Annotated in this window: 18 protein-coding genes and 8 tRNA genes; 6 read left to right on the top strand and 20 right to left on the bottom strand. The window is 41.1% G+C overall.

Annotated elements, in window-relative coordinates; all coding sequences use genetic code 11:
• Nucleotide 1: 1 nt before the first annotated feature.
• The 7 genes from AAC854_RS01085 to miaB form a co-directional block, all read right to left on the bottom strand.
• Nucleotides 2-742: an amino acid ABC transporter permease gene (locus AAC854_RS01085; RefSeq protein ID WP_340615512.1), complete on the bottom strand. Its 741-nt coding sequence runs from the start codon at nucleotides 740-742 to the stop codon at nucleotides 2-4.
• A 120-nt stretch (nucleotides 743-862) separates the two neighbouring features.
• Nucleotides 863-1,750 (bottom strand): amino acid ABC transporter substrate-binding protein, encoded by an 888-nt coding sequence (locus tag AAC854_RS01090; RefSeq protein ID WP_422824011.1) that lies wholly within the window; start codon nucleotides 1,748-1,750, stop codon nucleotides 863-865.
• 457 nt (nucleotides 1,751-2,207) lie between these two features.
• Entirely contained in the window at nucleotides 2,208-3,737 is a 1,530-nt protein-coding gene (lnt, locus tag AAC854_RS01095; RefSeq protein WP_340615513.1) for an apolipoprotein N-acyltransferase, read from the bottom strand.
• Between the two features lie 10 nt (nucleotides 3,738-3,747).
• The gene (corC, locus tag AAC854_RS01100; RefSeq protein WP_340615514.1) at nucleotides 3,748-4,626 is read right to left on the bottom strand and encodes a CNNM family magnesium/cobalt transport protein CorC; all 879 of its coding nucleotides are present in this window, start codon (nucleotides 4,624-4,626) and stop codon (nucleotides 3,748-3,750) included.
• 71 nt (nucleotides 4,627-4,697) lie between these two features.
• Nucleotides 4,698-5,165, bottom strand: a complete 468-nt coding sequence (gene ybeY, locus AAC854_RS01105) for an rRNA maturation RNase YbeY (protein WP_340615515.1) — start codon at nucleotides 5,163-5,165, stop codon at nucleotides 4,698-4,700.
• Nucleotides 5,162-6,139, bottom strand: a complete 978-nt coding sequence (locus AAC854_RS01110; protein ID WP_422824016.1) for a PhoH family protein — start codon at nucleotides 6,137-6,139, stop codon at nucleotides 5,162-5,164. The genes ybeY and AAC854_RS01110 overlap by 4 nt, the downstream gene beginning before the upstream one ends.
• Before the next feature lie 93 nt (nucleotides 6,140-6,232).
• Complete coding sequence (miaB, locus tag AAC854_RS01115) at nucleotides 6,233-7,663, bottom strand: tRNA (N6-isopentenyl adenosine(37)-C2)-methylthiotransferase MiaB (RefSeq protein WP_340615517.1); 1,431 nt, start codon at nucleotides 7,661-7,663, stop codon at nucleotides 6,233-6,235.
• 203 nt (nucleotides 7,664-7,866) lie between these two features.
• Here miaB and ubiF point away from each other — a divergent pair, with 203 nt between their 5' ends.
• Nucleotides 7,867-9,054, top strand: a complete 1,188-nt coding sequence (gene ubiF / locus AAC854_RS01120; protein ID WP_340615518.1) for a 3-demethoxyubiquinol 3-hydroxylase — start codon at nucleotides 7,867-7,869, stop codon at nucleotides 9,052-9,054.
• 81 nt (nucleotides 9,055-9,135) lie between these two features.
• On the opposite strand, the gene AAC854_RS01125 is transcribed toward ubiF, so the two are convergent.
• The 13 genes from AAC854_RS01125 to nagB form a co-directional block, all read right to left on the bottom strand.
• Nucleotides 9,136-9,510: a helix-turn-helix domain-containing protein gene (locus AAC854_RS01125; RefSeq protein ID WP_340615519.1), complete on the bottom strand. Its 375-nt coding sequence runs from the start codon at nucleotides 9,508-9,510 to the stop codon at nucleotides 9,136-9,138.
• A gap of 3 nt (nucleotides 9,511-9,513) precedes the next feature.
• The gene (locus AAC854_RS01130) at nucleotides 9,514-9,816 is read right to left on the bottom strand and encodes a type II toxin-antitoxin system HigB family toxin (protein ID WP_340615551.1); all 303 of its coding nucleotides are present in this window, start codon (nucleotides 9,814-9,816) and stop codon (nucleotides 9,514-9,516) included.
• Between the two features lie 208 nt (nucleotides 9,817-10,024).
• Nucleotides 10,025-10,099, bottom strand: a tRNA-Gln gene (locus AAC854_RS01135).
• 18 nt (nucleotides 10,100-10,117) lie between these two features.
• Nucleotides 10,118-10,194, bottom strand: a tRNA-Met gene (locus AAC854_RS01140).
• 41 nt (nucleotides 10,195-10,235) lie between these two features.
• Nucleotides 10,236-10,310: transfer RNA gene (locus tag AAC854_RS01145), tRNA-Gln, on the bottom strand.
• Nucleotides 10,311-10,328: 18 nt separating this feature from the next.
• Nucleotides 10,329-10,405 (bottom strand) — tRNA-Met (locus AAC854_RS01150).
• A 41-nt stretch (nucleotides 10,406-10,446) separates the two neighbouring features.
• Nucleotides 10,447-10,521 (bottom strand) — tRNA-Gln (locus AAC854_RS01155).
• 89 nt (nucleotides 10,522-10,610) lie between these two features.
• Nucleotides 10,611-10,685 (bottom strand) — tRNA-Gln (locus AAC854_RS01160).
• Nucleotides 10,686-10,753: 68 nt separating this feature from the next.
• Nucleotides 10,754-10,838: transfer RNA gene (locus tag AAC854_RS01165), tRNA-Leu, on the bottom strand.
• Between the two features lie 5 nt (nucleotides 10,839-10,843).
• Nucleotides 10,844-10,920, bottom strand: a tRNA-Met gene (locus AAC854_RS01170).
• 152 nt (nucleotides 10,921-11,072) lie between these two features.
• Nucleotides 11,073-12,296, bottom strand: a complete 1,224-nt coding sequence (gene nagC, locus AAC854_RS01175) for a DNA-binding transcriptional regulator NagC (RefSeq protein ID WP_340615520.1) — start codon at nucleotides 12,294-12,296, stop codon at nucleotides 11,073-11,075.
• A gap of 12 nt (nucleotides 12,297-12,308) precedes the next feature.
• A complete protein-coding gene (nagA, locus tag AAC854_RS01180) occupies nucleotides 12,309-13,466 on the bottom strand; it encodes an N-acetylglucosamine-6-phosphate deacetylase (RefSeq protein ID WP_340615521.1) in 1,158 nt (385 codons plus the stop codon).
• A gap of 31 nt (nucleotides 13,467-13,497) precedes the next feature.
• Nucleotides 13,498-14,304, bottom strand: coding sequence for a glucosamine-6-phosphate deaminase (nagB, locus tag AAC854_RS01185; protein WP_340615522.1), 807 nt, complete (start codon nucleotides 14,302-14,304; stop codon nucleotides 13,498-13,500).
• A gap of 372 nt (nucleotides 14,305-14,676) precedes the next feature.
• Here nagB and nagE point away from each other — a divergent pair, with 372 nt between their 5' ends.
• The 5 genes from nagE (at nucleotide 14,677) to AAC854_RS01210 (ending at nucleotide 20,740) form a co-directional block, all read left to right on the top strand.
• Nucleotides 14,677-16,704 (top strand): N-acetylglucosamine-specific PTS transporter subunit IIBC, encoded by a 2,028-nt coding sequence (gene nagE, locus AAC854_RS01190; protein ID WP_340615523.1) that lies wholly within the window; start codon nucleotides 14,677-14,679, stop codon nucleotides 16,702-16,704.
• A gap of 446 nt (nucleotides 16,705-17,150) precedes the next feature.
• Nucleotides 17,151-18,002, top strand: coding sequence for a phytanoyl-CoA dioxygenase family protein (locus AAC854_RS01195; protein ID WP_340615524.1), 852 nt, complete (start codon nucleotides 17,151-17,153; stop codon nucleotides 18,000-18,002).
• Nucleotides 18,003-18,037: 35 nt separating this feature from the next.
• Nucleotides 18,038-18,784, top strand: a complete 747-nt coding sequence (locus tag AAC854_RS01200) for a glycosyltransferase (RefSeq protein ID WP_340615525.1) — start codon at nucleotides 18,038-18,040, stop codon at nucleotides 18,782-18,784.
• Nucleotides 18,785-18,909: 125 nt separating this feature from the next.
• Nucleotides 18,910-19,560 (top strand): HAD-IA family hydrolase, encoded by a 651-nt coding sequence (locus tag AAC854_RS01205; RefSeq protein WP_340615526.1) that lies wholly within the window; start codon nucleotides 18,910-18,912, stop codon nucleotides 19,558-19,560.
• 55 nt (nucleotides 19,561-19,615) lie between these two features.
• Entirely contained in the window at nucleotides 19,616-20,740 is a 1,125-nt protein-coding gene (locus AAC854_RS01210; RefSeq protein ID WP_340615527.1) for an MFS transporter, read from the top strand.
• The last annotated feature ends 33 nt before the right edge of the window (nucleotides 20,741-20,773 follow it).

Genomic DNA, 20,773 nt, shown 5'->3' on the forward strand with positions numbered 1-20,773 from the left:
TTTACCTTCCTCCCATATTGCCTGGCAAACGTACTTTTTTCTCAAGTATGCTCATGGCAAGCATGATCACGAGATTGATAGCCACATAAGCCAAAGTGATCGCCGTAAATGATTCATAGGCGTGTGCTGAGTAATCCAGCAGTTTCCCGGCTTGTGCAGCCATATCAACCAGCCCGATAGTAGAAGCAATAGCTGAGTTCTTCACCAGATTGAGCATTTCTGAAGTCATTGGAGGAATGATCACCCGATAGGCATTTGGCAGCAGAATATAACGATAGGTTTGTGGCAGGGTTAATCCCATTGCCAACCCTGCGGCCTTTTGCCCTCTGGGGAGTGACTCAATTGCGGCGCGAACCTGTTCACATACGCGGGCGGCAGTGAATAATCCCAAACAAATGACAGAAGAAATAAAAAATTGAATATTAGGGTCCAGTTCCATTTTGAACCAATCGCTTAAGCTTTTGGGCAGGAATTCCGGCACGACCAAATACCACGTAAAAAACTGGACAATAAGGGGCACATTGCGAAACAGTTCAACGTAACATGCTCCTAGCCCGGAAAGAAATTTATTCGGGACAGTTCGGAGAATACCAAACAAAGACCCGACAACAAGTGCAATAAGCCAAGCACAGATGGAAAGTGCGATGGTGACTTGAAACCCGGAAATCAGCCACCCCAAATAGGTGGTATTACCAAAAGGAGCAGCTTGTAAAAAGATGCCCCAATTCCAATCAACAGACATAACCGTTCTCCCTGAAATGGGGTTGGCAGTAATACTTAAAAACGATCTAAAAAAATGAGGTAGGGAACGACTACCTCAGACCCGTCGTGCCAATAAAATCAGGATTTTTTAGTTCCTTAATTAGTTCAATACCTTATCGTTTGGTGACTTAAACAAGGTTCTCATTTCATCTGACATGGAGAAGTTCAGGTTCAGATTTTTGGGTGGAATTGGCTCTTTGAACCAGCGATCAAACATTTTTTCTGCTTCACCGGAGGTTTGTACTTTAACAATGACGTCATCAATCAATTTCTTGAATTGAGGATCATCTTTGCGCAGCATACAGCCATAGGCTTCTTCTGATTGTGCCTTGCCAACAATGATCCATTGATCCGGTTTCTTCGCTTTTGCACGTTCGCCTGCGAGCAGGGCATCGTCCATCATAAAGGCAACGGCACGGCCTGATTCCAGAGTACGGAATGAATCACCATGGTCTTTGGCACTGATGATGCGCATTTTCATTTGCTTCTCATCATTGAGTTTGTTCAACAAAATTTCAGAGGTTGTGCCAGAAGTCACGACAACATTTTTTCCTGCCAGATCATCAAAGCCTTTGATACCAGAATCTTTTTTAGCCAACAGGCGGGTGCCGACGGAAAAGATAGTGTTGGAAAATGCTGCTTGCTTCTGTCGCTCATAATTGTTGGTTGTAGACCCACATTCAAAATCGAATGTACCGTTTTGTAACAGGGGAATGCGGTTCTGGGAGGTAATAGGGATCAGCTTGACCTGTAGGTTAGGCATATCCAGTTTTTTCTTAACAGCATCGACGATCAAATTGGAATAATCTTGGGAATAACCAACGACGTTTTGCTGATTATCGTAGTAAGAGAATGGGACAGAAGATTCTCTGTGCCCAACAACGATAATACCGTTATCTTTGATTTTTTTCAGTGTACCAGTCAATTCCTCAGCATGAGCAGCCCCAACCGCGCTAAGCAACATCATGGTTAACATCAACTTACGCATATACAGCTCCTATATCTGGCTATTTTTCGTGAAATTACACTTTCTTACAGATAATTGTGTTTTTACATAGATGAATAAAATTGTTTGTAGAAACGATTTTCTGAATCATTTTGTTTATATGCTGTAAAAAAATAATTCATAATGTTACTTTTTTGAAACCATAATGTTTTCATTTCGCGACCTACCTCGCACTATAAATAAACAATTTCATTTATGCGTGATTAGAAAGTGAATAATATCGAATGCTGTTCACACTTTGAACTATTTAGCGTAATATTCTGCTTGTATGTTATAAAACTGGTTATGTATGTTGTAAATTTGCGTTACATTGGTGATGAAAGTGATGCTTAAGGAAGATTGCTGAAGTTGTCTGTGGAGTGAGATAAAAAATTTATAAAATCAGGGCATAAAATATGCCCTGATTTTTCATTAATAATATCTTCTCATTTATGAGAAATTAAATTTTTTGACGTCTTTTCATAAAAGCAAAAATGAAAAACAGCGCACTGAATCCCCATATCGGCCAATTTCCGAAGCGAAAATAGGGCGTTATTCCTGTTGCGGGCGTAACTTTGGACTCTAATACCTGCCGGGCAAATTGTGGAATTTCAGCTTGAATTGAGCCATTTGGACTGATCACTGCTGTAACACCATTATTTGTTCCTCTTAACAGAGGGCGACCCAGTTCAAGGGCGCGCATCCGAGCCATCTGGAAGTGTTGCCACGGGCCAATGGAACGCCCAAACCAGGCATCATTAGAAACGGTGAGCAAAAATTCTGTATCAGGCTTGAAGTTATCACGTACCTGTTCACCTAAAATGATTTCATAACAGATAGCCGCAGTAATATTGTGCCCTGCAACAGAAAGCTGTGGCTGGGTGTAATTACCACGGCTAAAAGAAGACATTGGCAAATTGAAGAAGGGGGCCAACGGGCGCAATACTGATTCCAACGGGACAAATTCACCAAATGGTACGAGGTGATGTTTGTCGTAACGGGTTGGGGCCGGATATCGGTAAGGCGTTTTATCACCTAATACAATAATACTATTGTAAAATTTATAACCTTCCAGCGTAGGCCGGGCATCAACAATACCGGTAATTAAGCTGGTATTGTGTTCTCTCAGTGAGGCATCCAGTTCGGTCAGAAAAGCCCTTTGGTTGTATTCAGTATCTGGAATGGCAGATTCAGGCCAAATGATGATAGGTGCCTTGCCAATGAAGGGACGGCTATTATCCAGATAAATATCCAACGTTTTCCCAAGAGCAGCAGGATCCCACTTTATGGCTTGGGGAATATTGCCTTGAACCAGTGCGATATTAGTGGCTTTTTCCGGTTGTAGGGTATACCACTGATAGTGTCGCATTGGCCATGGCAATAGCAGCAAGATAATGGCAATGATGGCCGATGATAGCTTTTTATGAACAGTAGCAAAAACCAGTAACCCGCTAATCATCATAAGCAGGAAGGTAATGCCTTCCACACCCAGAATAGGCGCAACAACTTTCATTGGGCCATCAATTTGACTGTAGCCGAATTGTAACCAAGGAAACCCGGTTAATACCCAGCCACGCAAGAATTCTGTTAATTGCCAAAGCGCGGGGCTGGCAATGACCAGTCTGATACCACTGGAAGTCGGAAAAAACCGGTTCAGTAAGCCGGCGAATAATGCAGGGTAAAGGGCAAGATAGGCTGATAGCAGGAGCACCAGAAAGATATTGATGGCGGTTGGCATACCTCCAAAATCGGCAATACTGACATAAACCCAATTTGCGCCGCTGCCAAATAAGCCAAGCCCCCAACATAAACCAATCAAGAAAGCCTGACGGCTGGTCCTGTTTAAGGTGAGGATTTGCAGGCCGAAAAGAGAAACGAGAGCGGCAGGCCAGAAATCAAAAGGTGAAAAAGCCAGTGTTCCACTGGCTCCGAAAAGAAGTGCCAGCACGGCACGTAGCCGCTGGCAATTCATTAATGAGGCTTTGTTCATCCAGATCCTATTATGGTTTATCAAGGCTAGGAACTTCAGCATCATCCGGGATTTTTACATGAACCTGAATGATCTTACGGCTATCAGACATTGCTATTTTGAAAAGATAGCCATTAATGACAATAGATTCTCCACGGGAAGGCAGATGCCCGAATGCCTGCATAACTAGCCCGCCAATGGTATCAACCTCTTCATCGCTGAAATTGGTACCGAAAACCTCGTTAAAATCTTCAATTTGAGTCAATGCCCGAACTGAATAGGAGTGTCGGCTTAAAGCACGAATATCGTTATCATCATCATCATCGTATTCGTCTTCTATTTCACCAACAATCAGTTCAAGAATATCCTCAATTGTGACCAGACCAGAAACACCGCCAAATTCATCGATCACAATCGCCATATGATAACGTTGAGAACGGAATTCTTTCAGCAGACGGTCAACCCGTTTACTTTCCGGCACAACAACAGCTTGACGAAGCACTTTACCAATGCTGAAAGGCTCTGTATTCGTACGCATGAATGGCAGTAAATCTTTCGCCATTAATATGCCTTCGATGTGATCCTTATCTTCACTGATAACAGGAAAGCGTGAATGGGCCGAATCGATAATAACATCCAGACATTCGTCCAGAGATTGATTGCGTTTTAAGGTAACGATCTGTGAGCGTGGGATCATAATATCCCGCACACGTTGGTCAGCAATATCCATTACCCCTTCGAGCATCTCTCGGGTGTCGGGATCGATCAGGTCGTTCTGCTCTGAATCACGGATCAGTTCAACCAAATCATCACGGTTTTTCGGCTCACCGTGAAAAAGCTGATTAAGAAGTGCAAAGAAGCCTTTCTTAGGGTCAGGGCTATCGTTACTTGAAGGATGGTCGTCGCTCATGGCGTTTTAATGAAAATTCCCCATTAATAAATCGTAGAATGTAATGTTTAACATAAAAATGTTGGTTATGGTTATTCTTTTTCCATGAGATAGGGATCAGGATAACCCATTTTTTCCAGAAGTTCTGTTTCCAGAGATTCCATTTCCTCTGCTTCATCGTCTTCGATATGGTCATATCCCAGAAGATGAAGGCTGCCGTGAACAACCATATGTGCCCAGTGTTCCTCGACAGTTTTTTGTTGCTCTTCTGCCTCTTTTTCAACAACTTGACGACAGATAATTAAATCACCGAGTAAGGGTAACTCAACTTCAGGTGGCGCTTCAAATGGGAAGGATAGCACATTGGTTGGTTTATCTTTCCCGCGATAAGTGAGGTTTAAATCGCGGCTTTCTGCCTCATCGACCAAACGAATGGTCACCTCACTCTCCGCCTGAAATTGTGGCAGAACACCTTCCAACCAGCGTTGGAACAGGACTTCATCAGGAAGCCCTTCTGGATTTTCACATGCAATTTGCAAATCTAATATAGCTGAACTCATTGTGCTTCCTGTTTGCGTTTTTCATTAAGCGCTTTTTTACGCTCTTGCTCTGCTGCTTCCCATGCTTCATAGGCGATAACAACTTTTGCAACCACCGGATGGCGGACAACGTCTTCACTATGTAAGAAGTTAAAGCTCAGTTCATCAACATCAGATAAAACTTCTACCGCATGGCTCAGACCTGATTTCTGCCCTCTTGGCAGATCAATCTGAGTCACGTCACCAGTAATAACCGCCTTGGAATTAAAACCAATGCGGGTTAAAAACATTTTCATCTGTTCGATGGTCGTATTCTGACTTTCATCGAGAATAATAAAGGCGTCATTGAGGGTACGTCCACGCATATAAGCTAGTGGAGCCACTTCGATAACGTTTCTTTCGATCAGCTTCTCAACTTTTTCAAATCCCAGCATCTCAAACAGGGCATCATAAAGCGGGCGCAGATAAGGATCGACTTTCTGGCTCAGGTCACCGGGCAGGAAACCCAATTTTTCCCCGGCTTCAACCGCAGGACGGGTCAGCAGAATACGGCGGATTTCCTGACGCTCCAGTGCATCAACAGCAGCAGCGACAGCCAAATAAGTTTTCCCTGTTCCCGCCGGCCCAACCCCGAATGTGATGTCGTGGTCAAGGATATTGGCAATATATTGCGCCTGATTGGGCGTGCGGGGCTTTACAACACCCCGTTTGGTTTTGATGCTCACGGCTTTGCCGTATTCAGGCACACTTTCTGCTACCTGTTCCAGTATGCGGCTTTCGGTGATAGCTAGATGAATCTGTTCAGGCTCAAGATCCGGTATCATGCCGCGTACAGGGGCGGTTTCGACATAAAGATGACGCAGGATACCCGCTGCGGCATTCACACACAGTGGTTTACCTACCAGTTTGAAACGATTATCGCGACGGTTGATTTCGATACCCAAACGGCGCTCAAGTTGTTTCAGATTGTCATCAAGTGGTCCACACAGGCTCATTAGGCGTTGATTATCTGCGGGTTCCAGAAAAATTTCTTGGGTTGCTACTTGTGGGTTGATTTGTGTCACTGATTATCTCTATGTTAGGGCCTGTTAAGGCTGATAAAAGCCAACGCCGAGTTCATCTTCTTTGCGTGTACGGGCAATGACTGATTCAGGTGACTCATGGATACGAAGATCCATCTCATCTTCAGTGCGGATAACTTTACCTCGCAGGGAGTTGGCGTATACGTCAACAATCTCGACATCAACGAACTTGCCAATCATGTCAGGCGCACCTTCAAAGTTAACCACGCGGTTATTCTCAGTACGGCCGGAAAGTTCCATAATATTTTTGCGGGACGGGCCTTCAACGAGAATACGCTGTGTACTGCCAAGCATTGCACGGCTGAAGCTCATGGCATGTTGGTTAATGCGTTGTTGGAGTAAGTACAGGCGCTGTTTTTTCTCTTCTTCACTTACATCATCAGGCAAATCGGCCGCAGGTGTTCCCGGGCGTGCTGAGTAGATAAAGCTGAAACTCATGTCGAAATTAACATCGGCGATCAGTTTCATGGTTTTTTCGAAATCATCCTGTGTTTCTCCCGGGAAACCGATGATGAAGTCGGAACTAATCAGAATATCAGGACGAGCCTTACGCAGACGGCGAATAATACCTTTGTATTCCAGCGCAGTATGGGCACGTTTCATCAGCGTCAGGATGCGGTCAGAACCGCTCTGAACTGGCAGATGCAGGAAACTGACCAACTCTGGCGTATCTTCGTAAACTGCAATGATATCATCAGTGAATTCAATTGGATGGCTGGTGGTGAAGCGAACACGGTCAATGCCGTCAATAGCTGCAACCAAGCGCAACAGTTCTGCAAATGTGCAGATATCTCCATCAAACGTTGCACCACGATAGGCATTGACGTTTTGGCCAAGCAGGTTAACTTCACGCACGCCCTGTGCAGCAAGTTGAGCGATTTCAAACAGAATATCGTCACAAGGACGGCTGACTTCTTCTCCACGGGTGTAAGGAACGACACAGAATGTGCAGTACTTATTACAGCCTTCCATAATGGAAACGAATGCAGTCGGGCCGTCTGCACGAGGCTCTGGCAGACGGTCGAATTTTTCTATCTCAGGGAAACTGATATCAACGACCGGGCTGCGGGTGCCTTTGACATGGTTAATCATTTCAGGCAGACGATGCAGAGTTTGCGGCCCAAAGATAATATCGACACTAGGTGCACGTTGGCGAATAAAATCCCCTTCCTGAGAGGCTACGCATCCACCCACACCGATAATGACCTCGGGGTTTTTGTCTTTTAAGCCTTTCCAGCGACCAAGTTGGTGAAAGACTTTTTCCTGAGCTTTTTCACGGATTGAACAAGTATTCAGGAGTAAGATATCTGCTTCTTCGGCGACATCGGTTAACTGATAACCGTGAGTGGTTTCCAGCAGGTCGGCCATCTTGGATGAATCGTATTCATTCATCTGACAGCCCCAGGTTTTGATGTACAGTTTTTTTATCGTCGACATTTTGTGTATCCGGTGTTTCCAGTGGAATGATGCTTCAACACTGAAAAGCGCAATGTATTGCACATAGTGTATTTAGCATAATATTGTTAGCTATTGTAGTCATTTGAGGCACGAGTGACCAGACTGTAACACCGGATATTCACAGCCGGAAAGGGAAAATTCCGGTACACTATTTTAATCAACAAGTTAATCACGTGATAAGTATGAATAATCCACAACAAAAATTCGATATCCTTGTCGTGGGCGCTGGCATGATTGGTGCCGCGACAGCATTGGGATTGGCACAGGAAGGCTGGCGCGTTGCGCTATTGGAACACCAGTCACCAGCGCCTTACGATGCAGGCAGTGAACCTGATATTCGCGTATCTGCGATTAGTTGTGCTTCCGTGGATTTATTGAAGCAATTGGGTGCGTGGAAAAATGTATTACGGATGCGCAGTGCCCCTTATCGCAAATTGGAAACGTGGGAACAGAATGATTCCAATGTAACTTTCGACGCCAACAGCCTTGGATTGCCGGAGTTGGGCTATATGGTGGAAAACCGTATCTTGCAATTGGCTCTGTGGCAGGAATTTGAACGTTATCCAAACCTGACACTGTTTTGTCCTACGGCTCTGAAATCGATGCAGCGTCAACGCGAGGATAAAACATGGCGGGTAATGTTGGCAGAGGGTGCGGAAATTGATGCACATTTGATTATTGGTGCAGATGGCGCCCGCTCCCAAGTTCGTCAATTGGCGAATATTGGCAGCAAAGGATGGCAGTATCGGCAGTCGTGTATGTTGATAACGGTTAAGACTGAGCAACCCCAACAAGATACAACATGGCAGCAATTTTTTCCTTCTGGCCCCAGAGCTTTCTTGCCGCTGTTTGATCAGTGGGCTTCATTGGTTTGGTATGATTCTCCTGCACGTATTCGTCAATTGCAATCAATGACGATGGTACAACTTGAGCGAGAAATTTCTAAGGCGTTTCCTGCCCGTTTGGGTAAAGTCACTCCGATTGCAGCAGGTTCATTTCCTTTGGTTCGCCATCATGCCAGCCATTATGTGCAAGATGGATTGGTGTTACTGGGTGATGCAGCTCATACCATTAATCCGTTGGCAGGGCAGGGCGTGAATTTGGGGTATAGAGATGTGGATGTTTTGCTCAAGGTACTGACTAATGCCAAAGAATTGCTGGAAGATTGGCATTCTCAGGCAGTTTTGATGCGTTATCAGCGTCGTAGGATGCCGGATAATTTGGTGATGCAAGCAGGGATGGATCTTTTCCACACTGCATTCAGCAGTGATTTGCCGGGACTGAAAACAGCGCGCAATTTGGCATTGATGGCGGCACAACGTTCAGGTGTTATAAAAAATCTCGCACTGAAATATGCTTTGGGTTTGTGAGTGGCGTTTATTTTTAACAAATTAAATCAATAGCTAGATGGATAAACTACACCGGATCAGTCCTAAAACTAAACTAGCCCCTTAAGGGGCTAGTTTAGTTGGTTTGATAAGAATATCAGCGGGAATCCCGAACATGCAGTGTAAATTCCGGATCATAGTTAATGTTAGGTTACGCTTACGATTTAGGACCTCATATACACGGTTGGCTTTTCCAATCGCAGGTTCCAGATCTTTAATGGTTAACCCTGATAGCTCCATTCTGTACTTAATTGCCTCAATCGGATCTGGTGGATCTATTGGATAATGTTCTGCTTCATAAGCTTCAATCAGCAGCACCATAACTTCCATGTAATCAAATTCAGCAGTCCCTATTTCAGGTTGATTATTGAACAGTGGTGCAATGGCTTTTAGCGCTTCTTGATAATCTTGTTCTGTTCTAATAGGTTTAATGTTCATTGTTCACTCCGGCTCTACGGTGTTGGCATTTATGGCATCGTATTGTTTGTGTGTGCCGACGAATTTCACATATACCCAACCTGCGGGATAAAATATGGAAACTATCAGGCGATAATCATTCCCTTTGATATTGAATACCACGCGATTATTTTTCAGGATACTCGCATTGCGGTATTGAGTTTTAATTTCAGCAGGTGTTTTCCAAGAGGCTTTTTTGGCTTCATCATACCAAGCTCTTAGTGGTTGTTCTGCATCGGGGGGCTTTTCCCAAAAAGTCTTGAGTGATGCAACGGATATTATTTTCAGAAAGAGATGTTAGTCCCAATTTGGGACTCGTGCAAGTAATCTACTACAGCATATTGCTGATAGAGGATCGTGGTTCAAATTTGTGTATTACTGAAATTCTGTTGGGCTGTTGAGTTGAGTGAGTTTGTAGATATTAGACAGCTGGTTAGTTGTTTTGGTATTAAAGTGATTTTTAATAAGATGGTATTTTGGTAAGAATTAACAGATATGGCTGGGGTACCTGGATTCGAACCAGGGCATGCCAGGATCAAAACCTAGTGCCTTACCGCTTGGCGATACCCCAATTGGGTTTGAAAATGAATGGTGGCTACGACGGGAATCGAACCTGTGACCCCAGCATTATGAGTGCTGTGCTCTAACCAGCTGAGCTACGTAGCCGTTTACAATGATCGTAAAATTTATGGTGATTTTCAGAAACATGGCTGGGGTACCAGGATTCGAACCTGGGAATGCCGGAATCAGAATCCGGTGCCTTACCGCTTGGCGATACCCCAATTGGATTTGAAAATGAATGGTGGCTACGACGGGAATCGAACCTGTGACCCCAGCATTATGAGTGCTGTGCTCTAACCAGCTGAGCTACGTAGCCATTTACGATAATCGTAAGATTTGTGATAACGTTCAGTAAGATGGCTGGGGTACCTGGATTCGAACCAGGGTATGCCAGGATCAAAACCTGGTGCCTTACCGCTTGGCGATACCCCAACTGAGTGTTATCACTACAGCCTTTATTGTTCTCAAACTGTTTTAATTTAACGCGATATCGTTTTAGTCATACTGCTATTTCAGTTGTATGGCTGGGGTACCTGGATTCGAACCAGGGCATGCCAGGATCAAAACCTGGTGCCTTACCGCTTGGCGATACCCCACCTGAAACAACACACTAAAACTTAAAATCGTTAATAAACACGTTTTAAGTACAAACCGATAAATAAAATGGTGCGGGAGGCGAGACTTGAACTCGCACACCTTGCGGCGCCAGAACCTAAATCTGGTGCGTCTACCAATTTCGCCACTCCCGCAAAGATGGTGGCTACGACGGGAATCGAACCTGTGACCCCAGCATTATGAGTGCTGTGCTCTAACCAGCTGAGCTACGTAGCCATCTTTCGCTTTACCTTCATCGGCGGTGCGGGGCGAATTATGCGTATATCAGAGAGATGCGTCAACTGCTTTTTTAAAGAAATATGCACAAAAGCGTTCATTTGTCTGTCTTATAATCATTTTGCTGACTTTACCGACAAGAATGGCTGATGTTATCCCCCAAGAAGATGTTGTAACAGTACACCATTAAGCATAGCGCGTTTTGTTAGCGCAAATGCGCCAATAGCAGAGCAGTGATTTAGCTCGGAAACGACAACAGGAAGATCTTCACGAAATGCTTGTAATACTTGCGTATTGATACAACTCTGTATAGCCGGAAGCAAAATCTGCTCTGCTTCGGTTATTTCCCCTGCAATAACGACTTTTTGGGGGTTAAATAAGTTAATCGCTATAGAAATCGCTTTGCCAAGGTAGTGCCCTACTTGCTTGATGACTTCTGTAGCCAATGGGTCACCTGCATTAGCCGCGAGGCAAATGGCGTGAATGTTGCAATTATTCAAGGCGAGCTGGCTTGGGAAGCCTTGACGTAACTGATGCTTTACTCTGGCTTCTATTGCTGAGTTGGAAGCGATAGTTTCCAGACAGCCAAAATTACCGCAATGGCAGCGTTCACCCAACGGCTCGATTTGAATATGCCCTATCTCGCCCATATTACCGCGTTTATTAAGCAGGATATTGTTGTTAACGATGACACCAGCACCCGTCCCACGGTGGATGCGTACTAGAATGGAATCCTCACAGTCACGAGTTGCCCCAAAGTAATTTTCAGCTAATGCAAGGCTGCGAATATCATGCCCAATAAAGCAGAAGGTATTGAAATGATCCTTTAAACTTTTCACCAAGGGCCAGTTATCTACCTTAATATGCGGCATATAACGGATAACCCCTTCATCCGGGTCAACCAAGCCAGGAAGAATTACTGAAATTGCAATCAACTCACGTAGTCGGCGTTGATTTTTGTCGATGAAATTCTCGATGGCGGAAATAATCCGCTTTTCAACTTCCTGCTGAGTATTCTCCGGTACAGGATAGCGCTCTTCTACTAGCGTCTTACCACTCATGTCAAACAGCGCCAAAGTTGCATCATGGCGCCCAAGCCGAATTCCAATCGTATGGAAATGGCGGCTTTCGGTGATAATGGAAATTGCACGCCTTCCTCCAGTGGAGGCTTGGTGTTCGACTTCTTTTATCAAGCCGCGTTCCAATAGCTGACGAGTAATTTTTGTTACGCTGGCGGGGGCAAGCTGGCTTTCTTCTGCAATTTGAATGCGTGATATTGGCCCATGCTGATCAATTAGCCGATAGACCACAGCCCCATTTAGCTGCTTGACTAGATCAATATTACCGATTTGCTTTTGTGCGTTTTCATTACTCATCAATCTTGATACTCACGATAGTTTGATTTCATTTCCGTTAACAATGGTTTTGCAGATTTTGAAATCGTGAGTAAATGCAGTCAGATTCGCTACCTTGCCGGGTTCAATCGTGCCGAAGTATTTATCAACACCGATTGCCCGAGCTGGGTAAAGCGTTACCATCCGCAACGTTTCATCCAAAGCAATACCAACCTGTTCAACACTATTTTTGACACAATCAATCATTGTGACTGATGAGCCGCTCAGCGTTCCATTTTCATCAACACATAAACCATTTCGATAATATATTGTTTTATTTGCAAAGGTAAATTGTTCCATTGCATCAGGAGCAAGCCCGGCAGGAAGAATGGCATCTGTGACTAAAATAAGCTTTTCATTTTTTAATCTCTTGGAATTGCGGATATTTGGCCATGAGACATGCATCCCATCACAGATAATGCCGGCATAGACTTCTGATGAATCATAAATGGCGCTGATTAACCCCGGCTGGCGACCAGAAATGGCGGGCATAGCATTATATAAGTGAGTAGAGAAGGTAATGCCATTTTGGAAACCATGGCGCGCTTCTTCATAAGTCGCATTGGAATGACCGGCAGAAACAACAATACCTGCTTCGGCTAACTGCCGAATATATTTGCTCTCCACCATTTCGGGGGCGAGGGTAATCTTCGTGATAACATTCGCGTTATGGCAAAGGTAATTGACCATTTCCGGTGTTGGCTTACGAATATAGGCGCTATTATGAGTCCCTTTTTTGATTGGGTTCAGATAAGGCCCTTCCAAATGTAGCCCCAGTGCCTGATTGGGATTTTTTTTCAGATAGGAGCGCATCACTTCAATGGCTTTTATCATCAACTCATCGGGGCTGGTGATGAGGGTAGGGAGGAAACTGGTGCAACCGTAGAGCTGATTGGTTTTCTGCATGGTATGCAGAGTATCTTCTGAAATATTGTCCAATTGATCATTAAATTGAACGCCACCACAACCATTGACTTGTAGATCAATAAACCCGGGGGTGAGATTCGCGCCGTGTAAGTCGTGTTTCTCAATCTCTTCTGGCAATTCATCTACCGGACAAACCTGTTTAATCAAACCGTCCGCAATGATAACCGCGTGGTTATCAAGCCTGTCATATCCGGTATAAATGATGCCGTTGGTTAATGCGTACATATTGGTTTCCTACACTTTGACTAAATTAAGTTTAGCTGGCAAATTCATTGATAATGTCGGTTTCCAGTTGGCGAAAATACTTCACTGTTTTCACTTTCAGCTCCATCGTTGCAGGTTCATCACAAACGATAAGAGATTTTGGATGCGTCTGGAGGCAACTGACTGTCCACATATGATTGATATTCCCTTCTATGGCAGCTTGCAGAGCTTGGGCTTTATTCATCCCGGTTGCCAGAATCATGATTTCTTCGGCATCCATTAACGTGCCAACACCAACGGTGAGTGCATATTTGGGGACTTGTTCCACATCATTGTTGAAAAAACGGGAATTGGCTGTCCGGGTTTCAATGGTCAGTGTTTTGATGCGTGTGCGTGAAGAAAGAGAAGATGCAGGTTCATTAAAAGCGATGTGCCCATCATTACCGACGCCTCCCATGAATAAATGGATTTTTCCATAAGATTTGATCTTATTTTCGTAACGCTGGCATTCAGCATCAATATCCGGTGCATTTCCGTTTAACAAATTGATATTTTCAGTTGGAATATCAATGTGATTGAAGAAGTTTTGGTACATAAAAGAGTGATAGCTTTGAGGATGGTTTTCAGGCAGACCGATATACTCATCCATATTGAATGTCACAACGTGCTTAAAGCTCACCTTTCCGGCTTGATACAGGGATATCAGCTCATTGTAGGTCGTTAGTGGTGTGCTGCCTGTAGGAAGCCCAAGTACGAAAGGACGTTCAGCAGTTGGATTAAAGCCATTGATTTTACTAACAATATAGTGAGCAGACCATCGACCAACGTCACTTGCTGTTGTTAGGGGGATCAGCCTCATGAGTACCTCTTAAAAATCATTCGTTAATTTAATTATGAGAGCTATGCACAACATGCATGACACATGAGATATCAAGGCCATGCATTCTGGCAACAGGATAGACCGCACATCATACCTAATCTAAATGGGGTCTTGCCTCATGTAATGCAATAAAGATATTTTCAATGATAAAATAAGTTTTGCGTGCTAGCTATGTTTTTGATTAAAAATTTATCAAATCCGGTGATTTTAATCACATATCAGAGGTATTTAATTTGCGATACAAAATAATTTTTTTAGACTAAAAAATGTTTTACAAGAAACAGATAAATGATGTCATCACGTCGTTAATTAACTAAAAGACTCCATTAACGGAGCTTCAAGGGGGAGTAAGTGAATATTCTGAGCTACTTACAACGGATTGGCCGGGCATTGATGGTGCCTGTGGCGACATTGCCCGCAGCGGCAATATTAGTTGGTATTGGTTATTGGATTGATCCAACGGGGTGGGGTTCCGACAATGCGTTAGCAGCACTGCTAATTACATCGGGTACTGCCATTCTCGAAAACATGGGAATGCTGTTTGCAGTTGGTATTGCTTATGGCATGTCGAAAGACAAAGATGGCGCTGCTGCACTGGCAGGTTTAATTGGGTTTATTGTTGTCATAAAGCTATGTTCTCCGGCTGCGATAGCAATGATTACAGGTACTCCGCTTGAGGAAGTACCAATGGCATTTAGCAAGATAAACAACCAATTTGTTGGGATCTTGGTGGGTGTCTTTTCTGCTGAACTGTATAATCGCTATAGTAGTGTGGAATTACCACAAGCACTATCTTTCTTCAGTGGTCGTCGTTTAGTACCTATCTTGAACTCTTTCTTAATGATTGTTGTGTCTTTTATCCTGATGTTTGTTTGGCCAGTAGTTTATGGTTGGCTGGTAGCATTCGGTGAAAGTATCACCAATCTTGGTTCTGTAGGGGCGGGTGTATACGCCTTCTTCAACCGTCTGCTGATACCAATTGGCTTACATCATGCACTTAACTCAGTATTCTGGTTTGACGTTGCGGGTATTAATGATATTCCTAACTTCTTGGCTGGACAGAAATCCATTGAAGCAGGTACAGCCATTCCTGGAATTACAGGGCGTTATCAGGCAGGTTTCTTCCCTATCATGATGTTTGGTTTGCCGGGAGCTGCATTAGCGATTTACCACTGCGCACGTCCTGAAAACAAAGCAATGGTCGGAGGTATCATGATGGCAGGCGCATTTGCTGCTTTCTTCACTGGCGTGACTGAGCCACTTGAATTCTCTTTCATGTTTGTAGCGCCTGTACTTTACGTGCTGCATGCCATTCTGACGGGAATTTCAGTTTATATCGCAGCAGCAATGCACTGGATTGCGGGCTTTGGCTTTAGCGCTGGGTTTGTTGATATGTTACTTTCATCACGTAATCCGCTGGCTGTTCACTGGTACATGCTTATCCTACAAGGCTTGATATTCTTTTGTCTGTATTATGTCGTATTCCGTTTCACCATTAAAAAGTTCAATCTGATGACACTTGGGCGTGAAATATCAAACACGGATCAGGCTGATGGTTATGATGTTAATATGGTAAAGAAAGGCAGTAACTCTGCAAATAACATTCAGGAAGAAGCGCGCCAATATATTGCTTCTGTGGGGGGAGCAAATAATCTAACTAGTATTGATGCTTGTATCAGTCGGTTGCGTTTGTCAGTAAAAGACTCAGGCTTAGTAAATAATTCATTGGCGAAACGTCTCGGGGCTTCAGGGGTGATTCGTCTGAATAAACAGAGTGTTCAAATCATTGTTGGGCCTCGTGCAGAATTGATAGCTAATGCTATGCGTGATTTGTTAGAAAAAGATTTCGTTGCTGCAGCACTAGAAATACAACAGTCTGAGTCTCAACCTTTGGAAAAAGTGAATAGTCAGCAGGAGGGTGAACCTATTTTGACTTTAATGGCTCCAATCAGTGGTGAGTTAGTGAATCTAGAGGATGTTCCTGATGAAGCATTTTCCCGTAAGATTGTTGGTGAAGGCATTGCTATTAAACCAACGTCGAATACTGTTTTTGCTCCTATTGATGGTACAGTTGTGAAAATTTTTGATACTAATCATGCGTTTTGTATTGTTGCAGATAGCGGTGTTGAAGTCATTGTCCATATAGGTATTGATACTGTTTCGTTAAACGGAAAGGGATTTAATCGTTTGATTCAGGAAGGAGTAAAAGTAAAAATAGGAGATGCAATATTGAAATTGGATCTTGATTATCTGAATTCTAATGCCAAATCTTTAATAAGCCCAGTTATTATCAGCAATATTGATGACTATGAGGGAATTAGAATTACTTTTAAAGATCATGTAATAGCTAAAAAAGAGATTTTATTTCAAGTTATATAATAAATATGAGTTAATAAAAACTAATCTTATTATTTATATCGGTGATCGTTTAGGCGATCACCAAATAAAGATTCAAGTCAATTATTTTCACATTAATAACAATCTTAGTTATCCATTATAAATAATAGTTATTTATTTTAAAATGTTGGATGTGATCTTCATCTAATTTATGTGAATTTTTATCTTTCTGTTCAAGTTTTATTTTGCTTAAATTAAATTTTTTCTGATAGATTTATATGTGTTTGTTGTTAATTTTTTGTTTCTGAGTTTAAATCTATTCGGGTGCTATCTAGTAGGGATAATTAAAATTAGTTTATAATTAGTGGCATGTCTAAATAATATTTAAGTGAAATATAAAAGTATGTTTAATATAACATTAACTAAAAATAAAATCACTCTATGAGATAGTAATTTATCATATATAAAAATTAATTAGGGTAAATAAAATGTCTAAAATTCTTTCCGAAGAAAAAATGAATGAGTACTTAAAAAGTTGGGATAACAATGGGTATATAGTCATAGAGTCAGCTATAGATAGAGAACAGACAAAGAAGACAGTGGATGCTATATTTGATTTTCTTGAAATGGATAAAAATAATCATATTGATTTTTATGATAAAAATATTCGATCTCGCTCAGGAATTGATGAAATGGGACGAATTCCTTTTTACCATCATCAAACATTATGGGATAATCGGCAAAATCAACTAATTTATTCGGTTTATGAAAAAATATTTGGTACAAAAGATCTATTGGTGAGTATTGATAGAGTTAACATGAATCCTCCAGTTAATGAAAATTGGAAGTATGAAGGATTTATTCATTGGGATATTGATGTTTCAAAGCGGCCGTTGGAAAGAAAAATACAAGGTTTATTGAGTCTGACTGATGATGATGGAAACTCTGGTGGATTTCAATGTGTTCCCGGATTTCATAAAGTTATTTATGAATGGTTATCCAAGCAATCTGAAGGATATAATAGTAGATTTCCAGATACGACAGGAATGAAAATTGAGTCGATTCCATTAAAGGCTGGTGATTATGTTATTTTTCATGGTGCATTACCTCATGGAAATAAACCTAACGTTTCTAATAAACCTAGGTTGGCTCAATATTTTTGTTGTTTTCCACGCACTGATCTTACTGCACAGCAAATTTCAGAGAGAATTTCAGCCTATCAGAAAGGATTGCCGACTACATCTATAACAGGTAAATCCTTCCCTATTAAGAAAGTGGAACAACAAAGTACATCTAATATGAATTTAACAACGTTAGGTAAATTATTACTGGGTTTTTAATAATATTACTCTAAGATGTTATAATGGAGAAAAAAATGCATCATGTAGAGAATAATATTGATATTTCAATTGTTCTTCCTAGATATAATGAAAATTTTTTCATTATTGATAAAACTATACAGCGTATCAGGAAGATTCAAGAAATATTGAATGTACAAGTTATTATTGTTAACGATTCAAATAAAAATAATTTCCATGATCATGATATCGTTAAAATAAAAAAACAGTATCCTGACGTTGTGGTTATCTCTAATTGTGGTAACTATGGTAAAGGGTATAGCATCAGACGAGGCGTAGATCTGGCAATGGGGAAGTATATATTTTACACTGATATTGATTTTCCAATAAAAGAGAATGATTTCTTGAATGCATACCAAAATATTGAAACATATAATATTGATTTGGTTATTGGTGAGCGATTCTCAAAAAATAAATCAAGGGCTAATTTATATCGTAAAATAACAAGTAAATTCTTTTTGAAAATGGTTAATTCCTTATTAAAATGTGAGGTTTCTGATTCTCAGTGTCCATTCAAAATGATAAGATCAGATCTAGCAAAAGAATTATTTTCCAAGCAAAAAATAAAAGGATATGCATTTGATGCTGAAATTATTTATCTGGCAAATAGGCTTTCTAAGAAACTATATCAAATTCCTGTTTCTTGGGAAGATACAAGGGAGAATTGGAGCTTGGTGAAGACATTGACTAATTATAGTATTATGATTTTAAGTGTTTTTTCTATTAAGATTTACTGGATTGTCAATGATCCTAAAGTACTATGATAGTGTTATTTAGTAAGTGTTTTCTGATTTGAATACTATTTTATTTGTTTATTATTGACTCTTATGAGCAGTGGGTCTAAATTATTATAAATATAGATTATAATACTTTTCATTATGGAGGGGTGATGGAACTTTCTAATATAAAGGCTATTTTATTTGATATGGATGGTACTTTAATTCAGTCGTTATCAGAAGTTGAAAGTATTTGGTCTAAATGGTGTGAGATGCACAATATTCCTGTAAAAAAGGTATTGGAAATTTGTCATGGTGTGCGTTCTGTTGATGTCATTTTATCTGTTGCTCCCTATTTGAATGTAGAAGAACAGATACAGATATTAAATGATTTAGAAATTGAATACTCTAATACTGCTATACCATTACCTGGTGCAAAAGATTTTTTACACTCTTTAGATCTTTGTCCGTGGGCCGTGGTGACTTCTGCTAGCAAGCGGGTTGCATATCATAGAATGAAAATTTGTGATCTTAATATACCAGATCTCATAATTGGTTCTGATGATGTATTAAATGGGAAACCACATCCTGAACCTTACCTCATGGCGGCCAAGTATCTGAATGTTGCAGTTGAAGATTGTTTGGTTTTTGAAGATGCTAAAGCTGGAGTGCAAAGTGCATTGACAGCCGGTTGTAAGGTTATACAGATAGGCGGTAAAGAAAAAATTTTTGATGAAGTTATAGGTTTGATTAATGACTGGAAGGAAATTAGTGTTTTTACAATGGAGCACTATTCTTTCAGGATTAAAATGAACTTATTATAAAATATAATTTATTGATTGGATGTTAATAGTATTTATATTAAGATTGAGATACTCCATGAATAATGTTATTTCTACTAGGATCGTTTTCCTTGCGGCAGGTATGGGGATTTCTGCATGGGCTCCTTTGATACCTTTGGTAAAAGCAGATTTAAATATTGATACAGGCGAATTAGGTTTTTTATTACTTTTTCTTGGATTAGGTTCAATTGTTTCTATGCCTATTACAGGATTTCTGACCACTTTATTTGGTTGTCGCAAGGTTATAATATATTCAGGTTTTTTTTCTATTATCTTTTTGCCGTTATTGGTATTATCTTCTAATTCTATCCAGCTTGGCCTCATGCTTTTTATGTTTGGTGCATCGATTGGTACGGTGGATGTAGCAATGAATATTCAGGCAGTTGCAGTTGAAAAGGAAACAAATAAAAACTTAATGTCAGGATTTCATGGTTTCTTTAGCTTGGGTGGAATCTTTGGGGCTGCTGGTGTATCTATGCTGCTTTACTTTGACTTTTTGGCTATTGAGTCATGTTTATTTGTATCTTCTATATTGACTATATTGTTTTTGCTGTCTTTTTCCGGACTGATTAGTCATAAAGATAACAATGAATATAGAGATAGGAAAAAAATCGTTTTCCCCCAAGGTATAGTGATTGTTGCTAGTTTACTTTGTTTTTTAATGGGAATTATTGAAGGATCTGTAATTGATTGGAGTGGTGTGTTTCTAGTCAATGAGCGCAATGTTGATATATCATTCAGTGGATTCGGTTATGCTGCTTTTGCTGCTGCGATGACAATGGGAAGATTTATGGGGGATTTAATTATATCAAAAATAGGGAGAGGGATAGTATTTTTCTTTGGTACATTAAGTATTTGCATTGGGTTTCTTATTGTTGTTAGTGTAGAAACTCTTAACCTGTCTATGGTTGGTTTTTTCTTTATTGGGTTGGGTTCATCAAATATTGTTCCAATATTATGTTCTATATCAGGAACCCAAAATATAATGCTTCCCAGCCATGCTGTTGCTTCTATTGTAACATTCGGATATTTTGGAATTATGATTGGACCTGCTTTAATAGGATTTATTGCGTACAATTTTGATTTGGAAATAGCGTTTTATATATTATCTATTGGTGCATTAATTATGCTATTAAATACAAAGTTAATTAAAATACATTAATTTAATTAAAAATTCACCTACTATAAGAATTAA

Origin of the sequence: Xenorhabdus entomophaga, from assembly GCF_037996725.1 — a bacterium.
Taxonomy (GTDB): Bacteria; Pseudomonadota; Gammaproteobacteria; order Enterobacterales; family Enterobacteriaceae; genus Xenorhabdus; species Xenorhabdus khoisanae.